This is a genomic window from Streptomyces sp. NPDC058008 (genome assembly GCF_042886395.1).
Classification (GTDB): Bacteria; Actinomycetota; Actinomycetes; order Streptomycetales; family Streptomycetaceae; genus Streptomyces.
On sequence record NZ_JBHVQX010000003.1, the window covers coordinates 20,749 to 35,565 of the forward strand.

Annotated in this window: 15 protein-coding genes; 14 read left to right on the forward strand and 1 reads right to left on the reverse strand. The window is 69.2% G+C overall.

All coding sequences use genetic code 11. The annotated features are described in order from the left end of the window. Window positions 1–36: 36 nt before the first annotated feature. The 14 genes from ACFVS9_RS03705 to ACFVS9_RS03770 all read left to right on the forward strand — a co-directional run bounded on the left by ACFVS9_RS03705 (window position 37) and on the right by ACFVS9_RS03770 (window position 12,821). Window positions 37–684, forward strand: a complete 648-nt coding sequence (locus ACFVS9_RS03705; protein WP_383115073.1) for an L-threonylcarbamoyladenylate synthase — start codon at window positions 37–39, stop codon at window positions 682–684. Next, the gene (locus ACFVS9_RS03710) at window positions 681–1,322 is read left to right on the forward strand and encodes a protein-tyrosine-phosphatase (RefSeq protein WP_073745241.1); all 642 of its coding nucleotides are present in this window, start codon (window positions 681–683) and stop codon (window positions 1,320–1,322) included. Before ACFVS9_RS03705 ends, ACFVS9_RS03710 begins: the two co-directional genes overlap by 4 nt. Window positions 1,323–1,461: 139 nt before the next feature. After that, window positions 1,462–2,748, forward strand: a complete 1,287-nt coding sequence (glyA, locus tag ACFVS9_RS03715; RefSeq protein WP_389929827.1) for a serine hydroxymethyltransferase — start codon at window positions 1,462–1,464, stop codon at window positions 2,746–2,748. A 107-nt stretch (window positions 2,749–2,855) separates the two neighbouring features. Next, the gene (locus ACFVS9_RS03720) at window positions 2,856–4,217 is read left to right on the forward strand and encodes an MraY family glycosyltransferase (RefSeq protein WP_383115071.1); all 1,362 of its coding nucleotides are present in this window, start codon (window positions 2,856–2,858) and stop codon (window positions 4,215–4,217) included. A gap of 262 nt (window positions 4,218–4,479) precedes the next feature. After that, window positions 4,480–4,917, forward strand: a complete 438-nt coding sequence (locus tag ACFVS9_RS03725) for a hypothetical protein (protein WP_383115070.1) — start codon at window positions 4,480–4,482, stop codon at window positions 4,915–4,917. 222 nt (window positions 4,918–5,139) lie between these two features. Next, window positions 5,140–5,955 carry a F0F1 ATP synthase subunit A gene (gene atpB / locus ACFVS9_RS03730; RefSeq protein ID WP_356882050.1) on the forward strand — a complete coding sequence of 272 codons (816 nt, stop codon included), beginning with the start codon at window positions 5,140–5,142 and terminating at the stop codon, window positions 5,953–5,955. A gap of 73 nt (window positions 5,956–6,028) precedes the next feature. Further along, window positions 6,029–6,271 carry an ATP synthase F0 subunit C gene (gene atpE / locus ACFVS9_RS03735; protein ID WP_073727291.1) on the forward strand — a complete coding sequence of 81 codons (243 nt, stop codon included), beginning with the start codon at window positions 6,029–6,031 and terminating at the stop codon, window positions 6,269–6,271. A 39-nt stretch (window positions 6,272–6,310) separates the two neighbouring features. Continuing rightward, window positions 6,311–6,856, forward strand: a complete 546-nt coding sequence (locus tag ACFVS9_RS03740) for a F0F1 ATP synthase subunit B (RefSeq protein WP_383115069.1) — start codon at window positions 6,311–6,313, stop codon at window positions 6,854–6,856. Further along, window positions 6,853–7,668, forward strand: a complete 816-nt coding sequence (locus ACFVS9_RS03745) for a F0F1 ATP synthase subunit delta (RefSeq protein WP_389929831.1) — start codon at window positions 6,853–6,855, stop codon at window positions 7,666–7,668. Before ACFVS9_RS03740 ends, ACFVS9_RS03745 begins: the two co-directional genes overlap by 4 nt. 145 nt (window positions 7,669–7,813) lie before the next feature. Next, window positions 7,814–9,385, forward strand: a complete 1,572-nt coding sequence (atpA, locus tag ACFVS9_RS03750) for a F0F1 ATP synthase subunit alpha (RefSeq protein WP_389929833.1) — start codon at window positions 7,814–7,816, stop codon at window positions 9,383–9,385. Between the two features lie 3 nt (window positions 9,386–9,388). Continuing rightward, window positions 9,389–10,306 (forward strand): F0F1 ATP synthase subunit gamma, encoded by a 918-nt coding sequence (locus tag ACFVS9_RS03755; RefSeq protein WP_383115066.1) that lies wholly within the window; start codon window positions 9,389–9,391, stop codon window positions 10,304–10,306. After that, the gene (atpD, locus tag ACFVS9_RS03760; RefSeq protein ID WP_383115065.1) at window positions 10,306–11,748 is read left to right on the forward strand and encodes a F0F1 ATP synthase subunit beta; all 1,443 of its coding nucleotides are present in this window, start codon (window positions 10,306–10,308) and stop codon (window positions 11,746–11,748) included. Before ACFVS9_RS03755 ends, atpD begins: the two co-directional genes overlap by 1 nt. A gap of 109 nt (window positions 11,749–11,857) precedes the next feature. Continuing rightward, window positions 11,858–12,232: a F0F1 ATP synthase subunit epsilon gene (locus tag ACFVS9_RS03765; RefSeq protein ID WP_359472776.1), complete on the forward strand. Its 375-nt coding sequence runs from the start codon at window positions 11,858–11,860 to the stop codon at window positions 12,230–12,232. Window positions 12,233–12,374: 142 nt separating this feature from the next. Next, window positions 12,375–12,821 carry a DUF2550 domain-containing protein gene (locus ACFVS9_RS03770; protein WP_014154045.1) on the forward strand — a complete coding sequence of 149 codons (447 nt, stop codon included), beginning with the start codon at window positions 12,375–12,377 and terminating at the stop codon, window positions 12,819–12,821. A gap of 99 nt (window positions 12,822–12,920) precedes the next feature. Here ACFVS9_RS03770 and ACFVS9_RS03775 read toward each other — a convergent pair whose 3' ends face one another. Continuing rightward, window positions 12,921–14,801, reverse strand: a complete 1,881-nt coding sequence (locus ACFVS9_RS03775) for a glycosyl hydrolase family 18 protein (RefSeq protein WP_383115064.1) — start codon at window positions 14,799–14,801, stop codon at window positions 12,921–12,923. Window positions 14,802–14,817 lie beyond the last annotated feature (16 nt).

Below are 14,817 nucleotides of genomic sequence, written 5' to 3' on the forward strand. Positions count from 1 at the left end.
CCCGTCATACCCGTACATGTCCGAGGAGGCCGGCTGATGGCACGGCGATACGACTGCAACGACGCGACCGACCGTACGACCGGCCTGCGTGAAGCCGCGTCCGCCGTCCGCCGCGGCGAACTGGTCGTGCTGCCCACCGACACCGTGTACGGGATCGGTGCGGACGCCTTCAGCGCGGAGGGCGTGGCCGACCTCCTCGACGCCAAGGGCCGCGGCCGCAACATGCCGACGCCCGTCCTGATCGGCTCCCCGAACACCCTGCACGGCCTGGTCACCGACTTCTCCGAGCAGGCCTGGGAGCTCGTCGACGCGTTCTGGCCCGGCGCCCTCACGCTCGTCGCCAGGCACCAGCCGTCCCTCCAGTGGGACCTCGGCGACACCCGCGGCACCGTCGCCGTCCGGATGCCCCTGCACCCGGTCGCCATCGAGCTGCTCACGGAGGTCGGCCCGATGGGCGTCTCCAGCGCCAACCTCACCGGACACCCCTCTCCCGAGACCTGCGACGCCGCCCAGGAGATGCTCGGCGACAGCGTCTCCGTCTACCTCGACGGCGGCCCGACCCCCGGGAACGTCCCGTCCTCGATCGTCGACGTCACCGGCAAGGTCCCCGTGCTGCTGCGGGCGGGCGCCCTCTCGGTCGAGGAACTCCGCAAGGTGGTACCCGACCTCGAGGTGGCCAATTGACCGCCCCTGAGGGGCGTGGCATAGCGGGGCAGCACGACACTTTCCGCATCCTCCACGTCAGCACCGGCAACGTCTGCCGCTCGCCCATCACCGAGCGGCTGACCCGCCACGCCCTCGTGGACCGCCTCGGGGACCCGCTCAGCGGCGGCCTCATCGTGGAGAGCGCGGGCACCTGGGGGCACGAGGGCGCGCCCATGGAGGCCAACGCCGAGGTCGTCCTCGCCGACTTCGGCGCGGACGCCACCGGCTTCGTCGGCCGTGAGCTCCTCGACGAGCACGTGATCCGCGCCGACCTGGTGCTCACGGCCACCCGCGACCACCGCGCCCAGGTGATCTCCATGGGCCACTCGGCGGGCCTGCGGACGTTCACGCTCAAGGAGTTCACCCGGCTGGTGCGGGCCATAGACCCCGCGACGCTGCCCGACGCCCGCGAGGAGGGCGTCGTCGAGCGCGCCCGCGCCCTGGTGCGCGCCGCCGCGGCCCTGCGCGGGTGGCTGCTGGCCCCCACCGCGGAGGCGGACGAGGTCTACGACCCGTACGGCGCCCCCATCACGTTCTTCCGCTCCATCGGCGACGAGATCAGCCAGGCGCTCGATCCCGTCATGACGGCCCTCACCGGGGTACGCGCACCGCACTGATCCGCCGGCGTCCCGCGCGTCCCGCACCGGGGTGCGCCGACCGGCGTAGAGGGGCGCCCGGCAGCGGGCAGGCGGCCCGGGGCGGGCCTACATTGGATCTGACGCCACGCACCCCCTCCTCCAGGTCCGGAGCCGTCAGATGCCGGTCACCACCACCGCACACGCGGCCGCGCCACCGTCCTCACCGTCCGGCGCGGCCCTGCCGCAGGACTTCGGCGCCCTGGTCCGCCAGGACCCGGAGATCAGCGGCATCCTGCTGGCCGAGGCCGGCCGGCAGGCGAGCACCCTCCAGCTCATCGCCGCGGAGAACTTCACCTCGCCCGCCGTCCTCGCCGCCCTCGGCTCCCCGCTGGCCAACAAGTACGCCGAGGGCTACCCGGGAGCCCGTCACCACGGCGGCTGCGAACAGGCCGACGCCGTGGAACGCGCCGCCGTCCGGCGGGCCATGTCGCTCTTCGGCGCCAAGCACGCCAACGTCCAGCCGCACTCCGGCTCCTCCGCCGTCCTGGCCGCCTACGCCGCGCTGCTGCGCCCCGGGGACACGGTGCTGGCCATGGGGCTCCCGTACGGCGGCCACCTCACCCACGGGGCCCCGGGGAACTTCTCCGGCCGCTGGTTCCGGTTCGCCGGCTACGGCGTGGACCCCGACAGCGGCCTCATCGACTACGCGCAGGTGCGCGCCCTGGCCAGGGCCCGGCGGCCCAAGGCGATCGTGTGCGGGTCGATCTCGTACCCCCGGCACCCCGACTACGAGCAGTTCCGGGCCATCGCCGACGAGACCGGCGCGTATCTGATCGCGGACGCCGCCCACCCCATGGGGCTGATCGCCGGGGGAGCGGCGCCCAGCCCCGTCCCGTACGCCGACGTGGTGTGCGCGACGACACACAAGGTGCTGCGCGGGCCGCGCGGCGGCATGATCCTGTGCGGCGTCGAGCTGGCGGAGCGGATCGACCGGGCGGTGTTCCCGTTCACCCAGGGCGGTGCCCAGATGCACACCGTCGCGGCGAAGGCCGTCGCGTTCGGCGAGGCGGCGGCCCCGGCCTTCACGGTCTACGCCCACCGGGTCGTCGCGCACGCCCGCGCCCTGGCGGCGGCTCTGGAGGCCGAGGGCTTCGAGATCACCACGGGCGGCACCGACACCCACATCGTCGTCGCCGACCCGGCGCCGCTGGGCGTCGACGCCAGGACCGCACACGAGCGGCTCACGGCCGCGGGCATGGTCCTGGACACCTGCGCCCTGCCCTATGGGGACGCGCGGGGCATCCGGCTCGGCACCGCCGCCGTCACCACCCAGGGGATGGACGAGGAGGACATGGCGCGGATCGCCGCGCTGTTCGGCGCGGCCGTGCGCGACGAGGGCGACGCGGGCCGGCTGAGGGCGGGGGTGCGCGCGCTGGCCGAGCGCAATCCGCCGTATTCGGGGTAGGCGGGAGCTGTGGAAGACCCGTGGAACCATCACCCGTGGCTCGGTGTCCTCGCTCATGAGACTAGGGTGTGGGGCTGAGATGGCCGGCGAATTCTGTGGGGCAGCCCGTGCGTGATTACCTGCTGACGCTCTGTGTCACGGCCGCAGTTACCTATCTGCTGACCGGACCGGTGCGGAAGTTCGCCATCGCGGTCGGGGCGATGCCCGCGATCCGCGCGCGTGACGTACACCGGGAACCGACACCTCGGCTCGGTGGCATCGCCATGTTCGGCGGACTGTGCGCGGGACTGATCGTCGCGGACAACCTGTTCAACCTGAACGGCGTGTTCGAACTGTCCAACGAGCCCAGAGCGCTGCTCTCCGGGGCCGCGCTGATCTGGCTGATCGGCGTCCTGGACGACAAGTTCGAGATCGACGCGCTGATCAAGCTCGGCGGACAGATGATCGCGGCCGCGGTCATGGTCATCCAGGGTCTGACGATCCTGTGGCTGCCCATCCCCGGTGTCGGAACCGTCGCCCTCACCCAGTGGCAGGGCACCCTGCTCACGGTCGCGCTCGTGGTGATCACCATCAACGCCGTCAACTTCGTCGACGGCCTGGACGGCCTCGCGGCGGGCATGGTCTGCATCGCGTCCGCGGCGTTCTTCCTCTACACCTACCGCCTCTGGTACGGGTACGGGATCGAGGCCGCCGCCCCCGCGACGCTCTTCGCGGCGATCCTCATGGGCATGTGCCTGGGCTTCCTGCCGCACAACATGCACCCCGCCCGGATCTTCATGGGCGACTCCGGATCGATGCTGATCGGCCTGGTGCTGGCCGCCGGCGCGATCTCGGTCACCGGCCAGGTCGACCCGGACGCGATGAAGCTCTTCGAGGGCAGCGAGCGGCAGGCGACCCACGCGATGCTGCCGGTCTTCATCCCGCTGCTGCTCCCCCTGACGATCATCGCCATCCCGGCCGCCGACCTGGTGCTGGCCATCGTGCGGCGCACCTGGAACGGCCAGTCGCCGTTCGCGGCCGACCGCGGCCACCTGCACCACCGGCTCCTGGAGATCGGCCACTCGCACAGCAGGTCCGTGCTGATCATGTACTTCTGGTCGGCGCTGATCGCGTTCGGCGCCGTCGGCTACTCCGTGCACTCCGCGTCGCTCTGGATCGTGCTGGTGATCGTGGGGCTCAGCGCCGTGGGCCTCGTCCTGCTGCTCATGCCGCGCTTCACCCCCCGCGCGCCGCACTGGGCGGAGTCCTTCGTGCCGCCGCGCTACAGGCGGCGCCGGACGGACTCCGCGGAGCCCACCGCGACGGACGTCACCCCGCGCGGCCAACAGGGCTCCGGCGGGCCGGACATGGCCTCCCCGGTACCGGAACCGGCCGGCGTGCCCGTGGGTGTCTCCGGCGTCAACGGAGCGACAGCGATCGGCCCCCGTTCGCGCTTCACGGATCGCGACCGTGCCGAGTCACCGCGCTGATCCGGTGGGACAGAAATCCCTATACCAGACAATGCGCCGTGATGTTCTGCACACACGCGCGGTGTAACTCTCACGTGTGACAGCTGGCACACTTTCTGAGTAAAGACCTCATCAAATAGTTTGTGATACCGTTCACGAAGCCCGGTGAGGAAGCCGAAGGACCTGAGTAGCACGGTCCATTGGCCTGAAACATCGACTCGGACCGGGCCTACGCTCGTCCCTGACGACCACCGACCACCCCCTGCAACGCGGAGTAACCGCCATGCCGTCCAACGACGTCCGGACTCTCCTCCACACCGCCGTGCCCACTGCCGCCGCCGGTGTCGTCACCGTTGCCGTCAGCGCCGCGCTCGCCGGCGGCAAGGGAGCGATCGGTGCGGCGGCCGGGACGCTGGTGGTGATCCTCTTCATGGGGATCGGACTCGGCGTCCTGCAGCGGACGGCCAGGTCCCTGCCGCACCTTTTCCAGTCCATGGGGCTGCTGCTGTACACGACCGAACTGCTGCTGCTCTTCGTCTTCGTGGCCGCGTTCAAGAACACGACGCTGTTCAATGCCAGGGCCTTCGCGGCCGCGGTGATGGTCGCCACCCTCGTGTGGGTCGCGGCGCAGATCCGTGTGCACATGAAGACCAAGATCCTTTACGTCGAGCCGGACTCGTCCGCGGGCAGGAAGCCCGAGAACATGGGGTCTTCGACGTGAGGGGTAGGGCCGGGATAAGCGCGCGTTCGAGACCCTGCTATCGTCCGGTGCCAACTGCGGCACTGCGGGCGCGGGCATCGAGAACGGCGCCTGCTTCATCGCGAGGCGTAATGCCTGAGCCGCCCCCCATCCGTAACACCAGTCCAGTGCCGACCAGCGGCTGCTTGCCGCGCCGACACAACGAGGTTGCCGTACCTATGCGCCACGCTGAAGGAGCCCGCGGTGAGTGCTGACCCGACGACGGTGCTCGCCTTCGAGACCGACTGCCACATCTTCGACGGATGCGGCTTCCCGGCTCCTGGCCTGCACTCCTTTGTTTTCGAGCCGATGTTCACCGTCGGCGGCATCGAGATCAACAAGCCGATGCTGCTGGCGGTCCTGAGCACCGTTGTCGTCGTCGGCTTCTTCTGGGCCGCTTTCAACAAGCCGAAGCTGGTGCCCGGAAAGCTCCAGATGGTCGCCGAGGCGGGTTACGACTTCATCCGCACCGGTGTGGTGTACGAGTCGCTCGGCAAGCGCGAGGGCAAGAAGTACGTGCCCCTCATGGTCTCGCTGTTCTTCTTCATCTGGATCATGAACCTCTGGGCGATCATCCCGTTCGCCCAGTTCCCGGTGGTCTCGGTCATCGGATTCCCGGTGGCGCTGGCCGCGATCGTGTACGTCCTCTGGGTCAGCCTGACCTTCAAGCGGCACGGCTTCGTCGGCGGCTGGAAGAACATCTCCGGCTACGACCCGTCGATCGGCCCGGCCCTCCCGTTCGTCATGGTCATCGAGGTCATGTCGAACCTGCTGATCCGGCCGTTCACCCACGCCGTGCGACTCTTCGCCAACATGTTCGCCGGTCACGTGCTGCTGCTGATCTTCACGATCGCCAGCTGGTACCTGCTGAACGGCATCGGCATCGCCTACGCCGGTGTCTCTTTCGTGATGGTCATCCTGATGACCGCCTTCGAACTGTTCATCCAGGCGCTGCAGGCCTACGTGTTCGTCCTCCTGGCCTGCAACTACATTCAGGGCGCTCTCGCCGAGCACCACTGACCAGCCCAGCTCCACCCCGATAGTCGTCCGGTGGCCAACCCCCACCGGTTCTGAAAGAGAAGGAAGAAACGGCATGTCCGCTCTTGAGACCCTCGCCGCCGTCAACATCTCGGGCAACCTCGGTTCCATCGGTTACGGCCTCGCCGCGATCGGCCCCGGCGTCGGCGTCGGCATCATCTTCGGTAACGGCACGCAGGCTCTCGCCCGTCAGCCCGAGGCTGCCGGCCTGATCCGGTCGAACCAGATCCTCGGCTTCGTGCTCTGTGAGGCGCTGGCCCTGATCGGTCTCGTCATGCCCTTCGTCTACCCGTTCTAGTCGCGGCATTCCCAGCCCGATTCGACGAAAGGCATTGATGTGATCGCCCTACAGCTGGCTGCAGAGGAAGAGATCCAGAACCCTCTGCTTCCGGCGATCCCCGAGATCGTCATCGGCCTGATCGCTTTCGCCATCGTCTTCGGCTTCCTCGCCAAGAAGCTCCTCCCGAACATCAACAAGGTTCTGGAAGAGCGCCGCGAGGCCATCGAAGGCGGAATCGAGAAGGCCGACGCGGCCCAGACCGAGGCCCAGAGCGTGCTCGAGCAGTACAAGGCTCAGCTCGCCGAGGCCCGCCACGAGGCCGCCCGCCTGCGCCAGGAGGCACAGGAGCAGGGTGCCGTCATCATCCAGGAGATGAGGGCGGAAGGTCAGCGGCAGCGCGAGGAGATCATCGCCGCCGGCCACGCCCAGATCGAGGCCGACCGCAAGGCCGCGGCGTCCGCGCTGCGCCAGGACGTCGGCACGCTCGCCACCGCCCTGGCCGGCAAGCTCGTCGGCGAGTCCCTCGAGGACCACGCCCGGCAGAGCGGCACCGTCGACCGGTTCCTCGACGAGCTCGAGGCGAAGGCCGAGGCTGTCCGATGAACGGCGCGAGCCGCGAGGCGCTGGCCGCCGCACGTGAGCGTCTCGACGCACTGACCGACTCCACGTCGGTCGACGCGGCGAAGCTCGCCGAGGAGCTGGCAGCCGTCACCGCGCTGCTCCACCGCGAGGTGTCGCTGCGCCGGGTCCTCACCGACCCGTCGCAGGGCGGCGAGGCCAAGGCCGAGCTGGCCGGACGGCTGCTGAGCGGTCAGGTGGGCGGCGAAGCCGTCGACCTGCTCTCCGGCATGGTCCGCTCCCGCTGGTCGCAGTCGCGTGACCTGGTCGACGCGGTCGAGGAACTGGCGAGCACCGCGGACCTCACCGCCGCCCAGCGCGCCGGTGTGCTCGACGACGTCGAGGACGAGCTGTTCCGGTTCGGCCGGATCGTCAGCTCCGACAAGGCGCTGCGTTCCGCGCTCACCGACCGGACCGCGTCCGCGACCGCCAAGGGCGAGCTGCTCCGCAGCCTGCTCGGCGGCAAGGCGCAGCCCGTCACCGAGCGTCTCGTCACGCGCCTCGTGAACCAGCCGCGTGGACGTAGCCTTGAGTCGGGACTCGAGTCCCTGGCCAAGCTGGCCGCGGAGCGCCGGGACCGCCTGGTCGCCGTCGTCACCTCGGCCGTGCCGCTGTCCGACCGGCAGAAGCAGCGCCTCGGCGCCGCTCTGGCGAAGATCTACGGCCGACAGATGCACCTGAACCTGGACGTGGACCCGGAGGTCCTCGGGGGGATCTCGGTGCGCGTCGGTGACGAGGTCATCAACGGCACGATCGCGGAGCGTCTCGAAGAGGCGACCCGCCGGATGGCCGGCTGACGCGCGCAGCGCAACAACCGCACCAACTGAACGAGCAAGAACAGCGGCCCGGTTGGGCCGTGCAGAAATTGCAGAAGATTCCTGGGGGTCGCCCCCAGACCCCCTTAAGAAACTTCGGGCCCAACAAGGAGAGCAGGGAACCCAGATGGCGGAGCTCACGATCCGGCCGGAGGAGATCCGGGACGCACTGGAGAACTTTGTCCAGTCGTACCAGCCGGACGCGGCCTCGCGCGAGGAGGTCGGTACGGTCAGCGTTGCCGGCGACGGCATCGCGAAGGTGGAGGGCCTGCCCTCCGCCATGGCGAACGAGCTGCTGAAGTTCGAGGACGGCACCCTCGGTCTCGCCCTCAACCTCGAGGAGCGCGAGATCGGTGCGATCGTCCTCGGCGAGTTCAGCGGAATCGAGGAGGGCCAGCCGGTGCAGCGCACCGGTGAGGTGCTCTCCGTCGGCGTCGGCGAGGGCTACCTCGGCCGTGTCGTCGACCCGCTCGGCAACCCGATCGACGGTCTCGGCGAGATCGCGACCGAAGGCCGTCGCGCCCTCGAGCTGCAGGCCCCTGGCGTCATGGTCCGCAAGTCGGTGCACGAGCCGATGCAGACCGGCTACAAGGCCGTCGACGCCATGGTGCCGATCGGCCGGGGCCAGCGTCAGCTGATCATCGGTGACCGTCAGACGGGTAAGACCGCTCTGGCCGTCGACACGATCATCAACCAGCGCGACAACTGGCGCTCGGGCGACGTGAACAAGCAGGTGCGCTGCATCTACGTCGCCATCGGTCAGAAGGGCTCCACCATCGCCTCCGTGCGCGGTGCCCTCGAAGAGGCCGGCGCGCTCGAGTACACGACCATCGTCGCCGCCCCGGCGTCCGACCCGGCCGGCTTCAAGTACCTGGCGCCGTACACCGGTTCGGCCATCGGCCAGCACTGGATGTACGACGGCAAGCACGTCCTCATCATCTTCGACGACCTCTCGAAGCAGGCCGACGCCTACCGCGCCGTGTCGCTTCTGCTGCGCCGTCCGCCGGGCCGTGAGGCCTACCCGGGCGACGTCTTCTACCTGCACTCGCGTCTGCTGGAGCGCTGCGCCAAGCTCTCCGACGACATGGGCGCCGGTTCGATGACGGGCCTCCCGATCGTCGAGACCAAGGCGAACGACGTGTCGGCGTTCATCCCGACCAACGTCATCTCCATCACCGACGGCCAGTGCTTCCTGGAGTCCGACCTGTTCAACGCGGGTCAGCGTCCGGCGCTCAACGTCGGTATCTCGGTCTCCCGCGTCGGTGGCTCCGCCCAGCACAAGGCCATGAAGCAGGTCTCCGGCCGACTGCGCGTGGACCTCGCCCAGTACCGCGAGCTGGAGGCGTTCGCCGCCTTCGGTTCCGACCTGGACGCGGCCTCCAAGGCGTCGCTGGAGCGCGGTAAGCGCATGGTCGAGCTGCTGAAGCAGCCGCAGTACGCCCCGTTCCCCATGGAGGAGCAGGTCGTCTCGGTCTGGGCCGGCACCACGGGCAAGATGGACGACGTCCCGGTCGAGGACATCCGCCGCTTCGAGGGCGAGCTGCTGGAGTACCTGCGCCGCGAGCGCAAGGACCTCCTGACCAGCATCGCCGAGGGCGGCAAGATGTCCGACGACACGCTGCAGTCGGTCGCCGACGCGATCGCCGCCTTCAAGCAGCAGTTCGAGACCTCGGACGGCAAGCTCCTGGGCGAGGGCTGATCGATGGGCGCTCAGCTTCGCGTTTACAAGCGCCGCATCCAAGCCGTCACCGCGACCAAGAAGATCACCAAGGCGATGGAGATGATCGCCGCCTCGCGCATCGTCAAGGCGCAGCGCAAGGTGGCGGCGTCGATGCCCTACGCGACCGAGCTCACCCGTGCGGTGACCGCGGTGGCGACCGGCTCGAACACCAACCATCCGCTCACCACCGAGGCCGAGGCTCCGGCCCGGGCCGCGGTCCTGCTCCTCACGAGCGACCGCGGTCTGGCCGGGGGCTACTCCTCCAACGCCATCAAGGCGGCGGAGCGGCTGAGGGAGCGGCTGGCCGCCGAGGGCAAGGAGGTCGACACGTACATCGTCGGCCGCAAGGGTGTCGCGTACTACGGCTTCCGCGAGCGCAAGGTCTCGGAATCGTGGACCGGCTTCACCGACAGCCCCGAGTACTCGGACGCCAAGAAGATCGCCGAGCCCCTCATCGAGTCCATCCAGAAGGACACGGCCGAGGGCGGCGTCGACGAGCTGCACATCGTCTTCACGGAGTTCGTGTCGATGATGACGCAGAACGCGGTCGACGGCCGGATGCTGCCGCTGTCGCTCGACCAGGTCACGGAGGAGAGCACGGGGAAGGGCGAGATCCTTCCGCTGTTCGACTTCGAGCCGTCGGCTGAGGACGTCCTCGACGCCCTTCTGCCGCGCTACGTCGAGAGCCGTATCTACAACGCACTGCTGCAGGCCGCCGCTTCCGAGCACGCCGCCCGCCGCCGCGCGATGAAGTCGGCGACCGACAACGCCGGGGATCTGATCAAGAGCCTCTCCCGGCTTGCCAACGCGGCCCGCCAGGCCGAAATCACCCAGGAAATCAGCGAGATCGTCGGCGGTGCAGGTGCGCTGGCCGACGCGTCCGCGGGGAGTGACAAGTAATGACGACGACAGTTGAGACGGCCGCTGCCACGGGCCGCGTCGCCCGGGTCATCGGCCCGGTCGTCGACGTGGAGTTCCCCGTCGACGCGATGCCGGAGATCTACAACGCCCTGCACGTCGAGGTCGACGACCCGGCCGAGGCCGGCGCTCGTAAGACGCTGACCCTCGAGGTCGCCCAGCACCTGGGTGACGGCATGGTCCGCGCGATCTCGATGCAGCCCACCGACGGCCTGGTCCGCCAGGCTCCGGTGACCGACACGGGCGCGGGCATCACCGTCCCCGTCGGTGACGTCACCAAGGGCAAGGTGTTCAACACCCTCGGTCAGATCCTGAACGAGCCCGAGGCCGAGTCGCAGATCACCGAGCGCTGGCCGATCCACCGCAAGGCCCCGGCCTTCGACCAGCTCGAGTCCAAGACCGAGATGTTCGAGACCGGCCTGAAGGTCGTCGACCTGCTGACCCCGTACGTCAAGGGCGGCAAGATCGGTCTGTTCGGTGGTGCGGGCGTCGGCAAGACGGTCCTCATCCAGGAAATGATCATGCGTGTGGCGAAGCTGCACGACGGTGTGTCGGTGTTCGCCGGTGTCGGCGAGCGCACCCGTGAGGGCAACGACCTCATCGACGAGATGACCGACTCGGGCGTCCTGGACAAGACCGCGCTGGTCTTCGGCCAGATGGACGAGCCGCCGGGCACCCGTCTGCGGGTCGCGCTGTCCGCCCTGACCATGGCGGAGTACTTCCGCGATGTGCAGAAGCAGGACGTGCTGCTCTTCATCGACAACATCTTCCGCTTCACGCAGGCCGGCTCCGAGGTCTCCACGCTGCTCGGCCGCATGCCGTCCGCGGTGGGTTACCAGCCGACCCTGGCCGACGAGATGGGTGTGCTCCAGGAGCGCATCACCTCGACGCGTGGTCACTCGATCACCTCGATGCAGGCGATCTACGTCCCCGCGGACGACCTGACCGACCCGGCCCCGGCCACCACGTTCGCCCACCTCGACGCGACGACGGTTCTCTCCCGTCCGATCTCCGAGAAGGGCATCTACCCGGCCGTGGACCCGCTGGACTCCACGTCCCGCATCCTGGACCCGCGTTACATCGCGCAGGACCACTACGACACGGCCAGCCGTGTCAAGGGGATCCTGCAGAAGTACAAGGACCTCCAGGACATCATCGCGATCCTCGGTATCGACGAGCTGGGCGAGGAGGACAAGCTCGTCGTCCACCGTGCCCGTCGCGTCGAGCGCTTCCTGTCGCAGAACACCCACGCCGCCAAGCAGTTCACCGGCCTGGACGGTTCGGACGTGCCGCTCGACGAGTCGATCGCCGCGTTCAACGCGATCTGCGACGGGGAGTACGACCACTTCCCCGAGCAGGCGTTCTTCATGTGCGGTGGCATCGAGGACCTCAAGGCGAACGCCAAGGAGCTCGGCGTCTCCTGAGCCTCCGGCTCACCGAGGGGGGTGGGTGTGTCCCGCCCCCCTCACCACGCCCCGTAGAATCGAAACGACACCCGGCACGACCGCCGGGTGGTGACCCGAGGAGCCACCCTTGGCTGCTGAGCTGCATGTCGAGCTGGTCGCCGCGGACCGCAGTGTCTGGTCCGGCGAGGCCACCCTCGTTGTCGCACGTACCACGTCCGGCGACATCGGCGTCATGCCCGGTCACCAGCCGCTCCTGGGTGTGCTGGAATCGGGCCCCGTGACGATCCGTACGAGCGACGGCGCGACGGTTGTCGCCGCTGTGCACGGCGGTTTCATCTCGTTCGCGGACAACAAGCTCTCGTTGCTGGCGGAGATCGCCGAGCTGGCCGACGAGATCGACGTCCAGCGCGCCGAGCGCGCGCTGGAGCGCGCGAAGTCCGACACGGACGCGGGCGCCGAGCGCCGCGCGGACGTGCGACTGCGTGCGGTGGCGGCGCACTGAGCGTCCCCACGAGGTGTTTTTTACTCAGCCGCGGCCCGGTCTGGAGCGATCCAGACCGTGCCGCGGCTGAGGCGATGCAGGTGCGGTTTGGTTCGGCTGGGTTCGGTATCCGTTACTCGACGATGCGAGGAGGTCGGTGGAGATGGTCCTCGCGTTGTGGGTGGGCGGTCTGGTCGTCGTACTGGTCGCGGTGGGTCTGTTCGTCTTCGGCCTCCGCAGGCGGCTGATCCAGCGCTCGGGCGGGACCTTCGACTGCAGCCTGCGCTGGGACGTGTCCGAGGAGCCCGATCCGTCGGGCAAGGGCTGGGTGTACGGGGTCGCCCGCTACAGCGGTGACCGCGTCGACTGGTTCCGGGTGTTCTCCTACTCGCCGCGTCCGCGCCGCGGCCTGGAGCGTTCCGCCATCGAGGTGGTCGCACGCCGGCTGCCCGAAGGCGAGGAGGAGCTCGCGCTGCTGTCCGACTCCGTCGTGCTCGGCTGTCTCCACCGGGGGACGCGCCTGGAGCTCGCGATGAGCGAGGACGCCCTGACCGGCTTCCTCGCCTGGCTGGAGGCGGCACCGCCCGGCCAGCGGGTCAACGTGGCCTGAGCGCCGCCAGGGCACACGAAAACCGGGGAGACAGGGGGCGGACCTGTCTCCCCGGCGCTTTTTCGGGGGGTGGCGGCTGCCTCGTGGGCGGCGGAAGGGCTAGTTGAGGCCGCTCTTCATCGCGCTCACGAGCTCACCGTTCGCGGTGTCACCGCTGAACTCCCAGAAGAACGCCCCGCCCAGGCCCTGGCTGTTCGCCCAGGCCATCTTGGACGTGATCGTCGCCGGGGTGTCGTAGCTCCACCAGTTGGTGCCGCAGTGGGCGTACGCGGTGCCGGCGACGGTGCCGGTGGCGGGGCAGCTGGTCTTGAGGACCTTGTAGTCCTCGATGCCGGCCTCGTAGGTGCCCGGGGCCGCCCCGGTCGCCGTACCGCCGGGTGCCGACTGGGTGACGCCGGTCCAGCCGCGTCCGTAGAAGCCGATGCCGAGCAGCAGCTTCGAGGCGGGGACGCCCTTGGCCTTCAGCTTGGCGATGGCGGCGGCGCTGTTGAAGCCCTCCTGCGGGATGCCGCTGTACGAGTTCAGCGGGGAGTGCGGGGCCGTCGGACCCTTGGCCTCCCAGGCACCGAAGAAGTCGTACGTCATCACGTTGTACCAGTCGAAGCTCGCCGAGGCGCCGGCGTAGTCGGCGGCGTCGATCTTGCCGCCGGTGGAGCCGTCCGCCGTGATGGCGGCGGTGACCAGGTTGTTCGCGCCGAACTTCGTGCGCAGCGCCGAGGCGAGGTTCTTCAGCGCGGCCGGTCCGCTGGTGTCACAGGTCAGACCGCAGGCGTTGGGGTACTCCCAGTCGATGTCGATGCCGTCGAAGACGTCGGCCCAGCGGGGGTCCTCGACCAGGTCGTAGCAGGACTGGGCGAACGCGGCCGGGTTCTGCGCCGCGGCACCGAAGCCGCCGGACCAGGTCCAGCCGCCGAAGGACCAGAGGACCTTGATGTTCGGGTACTTCGCCTTGAGCTTGCGCAGCTGGTTGAAGTTGCCGCGCAGCGGCTGGTCCCAGGTGTCGGCGACGCCGTCGACCGACTGGTCGGCGGTGTAGGCCTTGTCGTAGTCGGCGTAGGAGTCACCGATGGTGCACTTGCCGCCCTGGACGTTGCCGAAGGCGTAGTTGATGTGCGTGATCTTCGCGGCGGATCCCGAGGTCACCAGGTTCTTGACGTGGTAGTTGCGCCCGTAGACGCCCCACTCGGTGAAGTAGCCGAGGTTGACCTTGGTGCCGGTCCCGGGCCCCGGGTCGGTGGTGCCGGTGGTGCGGACCGCCACCGGGGAGCTGACCGGACCGGTCTGGTCGGCGGTGTCGCGGGCCTGCACCGTGTACGAGTAGTCGGTGGCCTTCGTCAGGCCGGTGTCGGTGTACGTCGTCGTGGTGACCGTCGCGACCTTGGCGCCGTCCCGCAGGACGTCGTAGTTCTTGATGCCCTTGTCGTCCGTGGCGGCGGTCCAGCTGATCTTCGCCGAGGTGTCCGTCACGCTGCTCGCGGTCGGGGTGCCGGGCTTGGACGGCGGGTTGTCGCCGGGAACGCTGCCTCCGTCACAGGAGGCGCCGTTCAGCTTGCAGCCGGAGGGGGAGCCGGAGCCGGTGCCGTTGAAGCCGAAGCTGATGCTGGCGCCCGGGGCGACCGAACCGTTCCAGCCGAGGTTCTTGGCGGTCCAGTGGGTTCCGGAGCTCGTGACGGTGGCGTCCCAGGCGGAGCCGACGGCGGTACCGGAGGGGAAGTCCCACTCGATCGTCCAGGAGGAGAGGGCGGTGGTGCCGGTGTTCTTGACCGTCCACTGGCCCTCGAAGCCGGTGCCCCAGTCGGACTTCTTGACGTAGGTGGCGGTCGCGGAGGCGGCTGCCTCGGCGGGGGAGGCGAGGCCGACCATCGCGGCGAGGGGAAGCAGCAGCGCGGTGAGGCCGGCGACGGCCTTGGACCTGGTGGATGTGCCCGCTCCACGGCTCCATCTGAGTCGGGTGAGGCGAACGGGGTTGTCAGTGCTCAACGGTGCTCCTCGGGTG